The sequence below is a fragment of the Streptomyces sp. NPDC097619 genome (assembly GCF_040302735.1).
Taxonomy (GTDB): Bacteria; Actinomycetota; Actinomycetes; order Streptomycetales; family Streptomycetaceae; genus Streptomyces.
On record NZ_JBEOSD010000042.1, the window covers coordinates 48,545 to 54,793 of the forward strand.

General features: G+C 72.4%; 7 protein-coding genes. 6 read left to right on the forward strand and 1 reads right to left on the reverse strand.

All coding sequences use genetic code 11. The features are described 5' to 3' along the window. Nucleotides 1-211: 211 nt before the first annotated feature. The gene (locus tag ABTZ17_RS14575) at nucleotides 212-1,087 is read left to right on the forward strand and encodes a hypothetical protein (RefSeq protein ID WP_352195934.1); all 876 of its coding nucleotides are present in this window, start codon (nucleotides 212-214) and stop codon (nucleotides 1,085-1,087) included. Between the two features lie 379 nt (nucleotides 1,088-1,466). Here ABTZ17_RS14575 and ABTZ17_RS14580 read toward each other — a convergent pair whose 3' ends face one another. Then, nucleotides 1,467-2,168: a nitroreductase family protein gene (locus tag ABTZ17_RS14580; protein WP_352195935.1), complete on the reverse strand. Its 702-nt coding sequence runs from the start codon at nucleotides 2,166-2,168 to the stop codon at nucleotides 1,467-1,469. Nucleotides 2,169-2,250: 82 nt separating this feature from the next. Here ABTZ17_RS14580 and ABTZ17_RS14585 point away from each other — a divergent pair, with 82 nt between their 5' ends. The 5 genes from ABTZ17_RS14585 (at nucleotide 2,251) to ABTZ17_RS14605 (ending at nucleotide 6,209) form a co-directional block, all read left to right on the forward strand. After that, entirely contained in the window at nucleotides 2,251-2,661 is a 411-nt protein-coding gene (locus tag ABTZ17_RS14585; protein ID WP_352195936.1) for a tyrosine-protein phosphatase, read from the forward strand. Then, the gene (locus tag ABTZ17_RS14590; protein ID WP_352195937.1) at nucleotides 2,658-3,209 is read left to right on the forward strand and encodes a GNAT family N-acetyltransferase; all 552 of its coding nucleotides are present in this window, start codon (nucleotides 2,658-2,660) and stop codon (nucleotides 3,207-3,209) included. The genes ABTZ17_RS14585 and ABTZ17_RS14590 overlap by 4 nt, the downstream gene beginning before the upstream one ends. Nucleotides 3,210-3,615: 406 nt before the next feature. Beyond that, nucleotides 3,616-3,753 carry a hypothetical protein gene (locus ABTZ17_RS14595; protein WP_352195938.1) on the forward strand — a complete coding sequence of 46 codons (138 nt, stop codon included), beginning with the start codon at nucleotides 3,616-3,618 and terminating at the stop codon, nucleotides 3,751-3,753. A 92-nt stretch (nucleotides 3,754-3,845) separates the two neighbouring features. After that, on the forward strand, nucleotides 3,846-4,886 hold the full coding sequence (locus ABTZ17_RS14600) for a 3-isopropylmalate dehydrogenase (protein ID WP_352195939.1): 1,041 nt from the start codon (nucleotides 3,846-3,848) through the stop codon (nucleotides 4,884-4,886). 234 nt (nucleotides 4,887-5,120) lie between these two features. Further along, nucleotides 5,121-6,209 (forward strand): branched-chain amino acid aminotransferase, encoded by a 1,089-nt coding sequence (locus ABTZ17_RS14605; RefSeq protein ID WP_352195940.1) that lies wholly within the window; start codon nucleotides 5,121-5,123, stop codon nucleotides 6,207-6,209. Nucleotides 6,210-6,249: the final 40 nt, after the last annotated feature.

Sequence of the window (6,249 nt, forward strand, 5' to 3'; positions counted from 1 at the left end):
AAGTCCGGAGCGGGGGCGGTTCCCATTCCCTGGGGGACCGACGGCTGCTACCTTGGCTCCAGTTGTCGTGTGCGGTGACGCGCTCCTCAACCTGGGCCCGGTACCCGGGGGAGCAAAGGGCTCTGACGAGCTCCCGCGCGGGGTCGGGATTCCACCACTGGGAATACGCAACCTGCCAGTGTCCGTGCCGGGACGGATCTCAGGGAGACGTATGTCCAGGCGCACGCACAATCGTCATCGCATCGCCGTCATCTGCCGGGCCGCCACTGGGCTGCCCCACCTCACCTGCCTTCGATGGGCGACAGAAGGTCTGATCGACAGGTACCAGCCGGTTCCGGACGCGGACCTGCCAGGTCAGCGTGCGTTCGAAGCACGGCTCGTGCTGTCGCTTGTCGACGCCCTGCGGCATGAACAGGTGGAAGGCGCCCTGCTCGGGTTCACGGCCTCCGAGCCGAGCAGGGAAGGTTTGACGCTGACGCTGCACCCGGCCATGGCCGATCGGGTGCTGGCCGCGGCCCTGCCCCGCAGGGACATGTTGTACGGCGGCCTGCGGGGTGTTCCCGGACTCAGGCTCACGGGTTCTCCCGGCCGGTGGTGGCTCCGGGGGCTCCTCGACGGAGCACGGGTCCGACTGCGGCATCCGGACCCCTTCTGGAGGCCGGTACTTCCGCAAGGGGCGCCTGACCTTGTTCATGTCTGGCGACAGAGCCCGCGGCATCCCCACGGCAGTGAGTTGCCCGCTCATCGTCCGCTGCGTCACGGACAGGACTGGCTGCTCAGTCGTGCACTCCGCCGACCTCGTCTGGTCAACGGGGCGGGCGCCGCTCACGGATGGGCGAACACCTACGCGCACGGCAGCCGTGGGATCACCATCGAATGGTGCTGCGCGATGCCCGCGTCCGACATGGCGCGGCTCCTCGTGCGCAGCGGGCTGACGGCCGAGGCCGAGGGGTTGCCGCCGACCAAGCGTCCCCAGCGCGAGAACTGGTCCGCCTACGGACTCTTGGAGCTCGGAGAAGCGGTGCTCACCGTGAGGCAAGGCCACTGCGCGGAGCGGGCCACGGCATCACTGCGAGCGTCGTCGTGATCACCGTCGTCATCGTGTCGGCTGCCGTCCTCGCCTTGACCAGAGTGGTGCGGGACATCCTGATCCTTCAGCAAGTGCGAGCGGTCATGGACGGTTGCTCGGCTGAGGATCGCGTCCGGATCGGCATGGAGCTGACCGGGGCACTCGGCGGTTTCCCCGGGCGGTCGGCCACACAGGAGCCCACGTCCGTACCTCAGGAGGCCGCGGCGTCGCCACTTGGCGGAGGGCACCCGAGTCCCTGACCCCGCCCCCGTTCCGGTACCCCCAAGTCCGGAGCGGGGGCGGTTCTTCTTGCGGGTCCCGGCAGCCCCCGCCGCCGGAACCCCCCACCGGCGGGCCGGCGGGGCTGTGGGGGACGTACTCGACGGGGAAGCGGGGCCTAGACCTCGATCAGGACCTGGTCCAGGGACTTGCGGACCAGGTCGGGGACCTCGCAGTCGGGGGCCGGGTAGCCCACCGGGATGACCGCGAACGCCTTCTCGTTCTCCGGGCGGCCCAGCACCTCGCCGAGGAAGCGCATCGGGCTGGGAGTGTGCACCAGGGCCGCCAGGCCCGACAGGTGCAGGGCCGACAGCAGCATCCCTACCGCGATGCCCACCGACTCGTCCACGTAGTAGTGCTTGCGCTTCTCGCCGTCCGGGCCCAGCCAGTACCGCTGTTGGAAGACCACCACCAGGGCGGGCGCGTCCGTCAGGTGGGTCTTCACCGCGTCCGTGCCCAGCGGGCGCAGCGCGGCCAGCCACTCCTCGCCCAACCGGCCGTCGTAGGAGAGGCGCTCCTCCTCCTCGGCCGCCTCCCGGATCCGGGCCCGCACCTGCGGGTCCTTCACCAGGACGAAGGTCCAGGGCTGCTGGTGGGCCCCGGACGGCGCGGTCGCCGCGCAGGCCACGGCGTCCCGGACCACCTGCTCCGGGACCGGGTCGGCGGAGAAGCTGCGCACCGTGCGGCGCCCGTCCATCCGCAGCCGCAGGTCCGCGGCCCGGGCCAGGGATTCCTCGCCGGGCATCCGCGCGGGCCGATAGGCCACCGGACGGTACGGATCGCCGTGGGTGGGCGTCCAATGCTGGGTCAGTTCGGACATGGCCCGAGTCTGCGGCCCGGGAACCGCGGCGACCAGAGCGGCCTCCGGTCGGTTCGTCCCTCCTGTCACCAACAGGAGCACTATGACCGTCGGCGCCGAACGTCGATTCCCGGCCCGGGAAGGCCGCGGTGACGTTCGTGACCCGGGCGGTCCCGGAGGGCTCCGGCCGGCCCGGCCCGTCCGTGTCGACCGGGTCGGCCCCCTTACCGGTCGGGACCCGGAACGGCTCGCCGCGCACGGCGTGCGCACCGTCGTCGACCTGCGCGAAGAGCAGGAACGGGAAGGGGCCGCGAAGGAGCGGGCGCGGCGCCCGAAGGAGGGCGCCACGGTCCGTTTCCCCCGCGCCGGACCCCTCCACCACGACGCCGGGCACCCGCGTCCGGCACTCCGACATGCGGAACCCCCGCCTGTTTCCGGCCTTTCCGCACTCCTGCGGTCCGCCGGCCCGGCAGAGGCGGGGCCCGCCCCGCCGCGGGCGAGACTGGGCGGATGACGACGCACACCCTGACCCGCCACACCGCGCAGCTGACCCCGGCCGACCTCGCCGAGATCCGGGAACTCCTCGACGCCGCCTTCGAAGGGGACTTCGCCGAGGAGGACTTCGAGCACGCCCTCGGCGGGATGCACGTCCTGCTCCGCGAGGACGGCCCCGGGGGCGCGCTCCTCGCCCACGGCAGCGTGGTGCAGCGCCGGGTCCTGCACGGCGGCCGGGCCCTGCGCACCGGGTACGTGGAGGCCGTGGCGGTCCGGGCCGACCACCGGCGGCGCGGGCTGGGCGGGCTGGTCATGGCGGAGCTGGAGCGGGTGGTCGAGGCGGCCTACGTGCTCGGGGCCCTGTCCGCCTCGGAGGAGGGCGCGGCCCTGTACGCGGGGCGGGGCTGGCGGTGCTGGCCGGGACGGATCGGGGCGCTGGGCCCGGCGGGCCCGGTCGCGCTGCCCGAGGAGGAGGGCAGCACCTACCTGTGGGTCCCGGCGGGCGCGACCGCCCCCGACCCGGCCGGGCGGCTGGACTTCGACTGGCGGGACGGGGACGTGCTCTGAGGGGCGCGCGCTCCGAGGGGCGCGCCCTCTGCGGGGGAGTGCTCCGAGGGCGAGCGTTCCGAGACGATGGGCCGCCCGGTCGAAGCGGGCCCGGGAGGCCCGCCGCAGGGGTCGGAGCGCGACGCGGGAGTCCCGCCGGGTGAGCGCGGGGGTCCCGCCGGGTGAGCGTCCGTCTCAAATGCTAGGAAGTCCGAGTATCTGCCGGGACATACAGCGGAACCTGCCCTAGCTTTGTAGGAGCCGAACGTCTCGCTGATCCAGCGAATGGCGGTCGAGAGCGCGCGCCCTTTGGCAGGCAACCCCTGCGGCGCACGGCTCCCCGCCCCTTCCGGCGCCTTGGAGAACCCCTCATCCCGCGGTCCCGCCCGTGCGCGGCCGCATCCGTGATCTCAAGGAGTCGATCACCATGTCCGAGACGACCGCGGTCCGTCGCGTCCGCCACGCCGCCCCCACCGCCGCCGCCGACCGCAAGAACGCCGCCGCCGCCCTCCAGCGGGCCCTGGACCGCCGTGACAACGGCGGCCAGACCGGCCACGTCCACTGATCAGGCACGTCCGCAAAGGCCCCGACTGACACGCCTTGTCCAGTATCCGGACAAGGCGTGTCAGCGAATGGGACAGGGAGTACGGTTCCGTCATGGCGACCAGCATCAATCTCGCAGTGATCCCCGGTGACGGCATCGGACGGGAAGTCGTGGCACAGGGCCTCAAGGTCCTCACCGCGGTCCTGCCCCAGGACGTCAAGCTGGAGACCAAGGAATACGACCTCGGCGCCCAGCGTTGGCACCGCACCGGCGAGACCCTGCCGGACGCGGAGCTGGAGGCCCTCAAGGGCCACGACGCGATCCTGCTCGGCGCCATCGGCGACCCCTCGGTCCCCTCCGGCGTCCTGGAGCGCGGCCTGCTCCTGAAGCTCCGCTTCGCCTTCGACCACTTCATCAACCTGCGCCCCTCGAAGCTCTTCCCGAACACCGCCACCCCGCTGGCCGGCCGTCCGGAGATCGACTTCGTGGTCGTCCGCGAGGGCACCGAGGGCCCGTACACCGGCAACGGCGGCTCCCTGCGCACCGGGACCCCTGCCGAGGTGGCCACCGAGGTCAGCGTGAACACCGCCTACGGCGTGGAGCGCGTGGTCCGGGACGCCTTCGCACGGGCCGCCGCCCGCCCCCGCAAGAAGCTGACCCTCGTGCACAAGAACAACGTGCTCGTCTACGCCGGTCACCTGTGGAAGAACACCTTCGACCGGGTGGCCGCTGAGTACCCCGAGGTCACCACGGACTACCTGCACGTGGACGCGGCGACGATCTTCTTCGTCACGCAGCCCGAGCGGTTCGACGTGATCGTCACGGACAACCTCTTCGGCGACATCCTCACCGACCTGGCCGCCGCCGTCACCGGTGGCATCGGGCTGGCCGCCTCGGGCAACATCAACCCGACCGGTGCCTTCCCGTCCATGTTCGAGCCCGTGCACGGCTCCGCCCCCGACATCGCGGGCACCGGCAAGGCCGACCCCACCGCGACGGTCCTCTCCGTCGCCCTGCTCCTGCGCCACCTCGGCCGGGACGCGGAGGCCGCCCGCATCGAGGAGGCCGTCTCCGCGGACCTCGCCGAGCGCGACGGCACCTTCCGCAGCACGGACGAAATCGGCGACGCGCTCGCCGCCCGCGTAGCCGGCTGACCCGGCCGCGTACGCTCCCCGAAGCCGCCGGGTCCGCCCCCACGGGCGCCCGGCGGCTTCTCCTGTGCGGCCTCCGGGTGCCACCATCTCCCCTGGACCGCACCACCGGCTTTCTCCGCAGCCGCCCTCCGCGCGATAATCGAACGCGGGGCCGCGGAATGCGGGGATGCCCGACGTGCTAGGTACGCCGTTGAGCGCGGTCCACTCCACACGACCGGTGAAGGACACGCACCCATGACGACGCCCACGATCGAGCTCAAGCCCTCCTCCCACCCGCTCTCGGACGCGGAGCGCGAGGCGATCCTGGCCAATCCCGGATTCGGCCGGCACTTCACCGACCACATGGTCACGATCAAGTGGACGGAGGGTCGCGGCTGGCACGACGCCGAGCTGGTGCCCTACGCGCCGCTGTCCGTGGACCCGGCCAACATGACCCTGCACTACGCGCAGACGATCTTCGAGGGGCTGAAGGCCTTCCGGCAGCCCGACGGCGGCGTGGGCACCTTCCGCCCGCAGGCCAACGCCGAGCGCTTCCAGGCGTCCGCCCGCCGCATGGCCATGCCGGAGCTGCCCACCGAGCTGTTCCTGGCCGCCTGCGACGCGCTGGTCCAGCAGGACCGTGCCTGGGTTCCCTCCTCCGGCGAGGCCAGCCTCTACCTGCGGCCCTTCATGTTCGCCACCGAGGTCGGCCTGGGCGTCCGCCCGGCCAACGAGTTCCTCTTCATGGTGATCGCCTCCCCGGCCGGCGCCTACTTCTCCGGCGGGGTCAAGCCGGTCTCGGTCTGGCTCTCCGAGGAGTACGTCCGCGCCGTCAAGGGCGGCACCGGAGCGGCGAAGACCGGCGGCAACTACGCGGCCTCCCTCGTCGCCCAGGCCGAGGCCGCCGGACACGGCTGCGACCAGGTGGTCTGGCTGGACGCCGTGGAGCACCGCTGGGTCGAGGAGATGGGCGGCATGAACCTGTACTTCGTGTACGGGGACCGCATCGTCACCCCCGAGCTGACCGGCTCCCTGCTGCCCGGCATCACCCGTGACTCGCTCCTCACCATCGCCCGCGACCTCGGCTACACCGCCGAGGAGGGCCGCATCTCCACCGAGGACTGGAAGCGCGACACCGAGAACGGCACCCTCACCGAGGTCTTCGCCTGCGGCACCGCCGCCGCGATCACCCCGGTCGGCTCCGTGAAGTCGCACGCCGCGAGCTGGACCCAGGGCGACGGCGAGCCCGGCGAGGTCACCATGAAGCTCCGCACGGCGCTCCTGGACCTCCAGACCGGCCGCACCCCCGACACCCACGGCTGGATGCACCCGCTGGGCGACTGATCGCGGACGGAACGCGCGAACGGGGTGGGCCCCGCCGGAC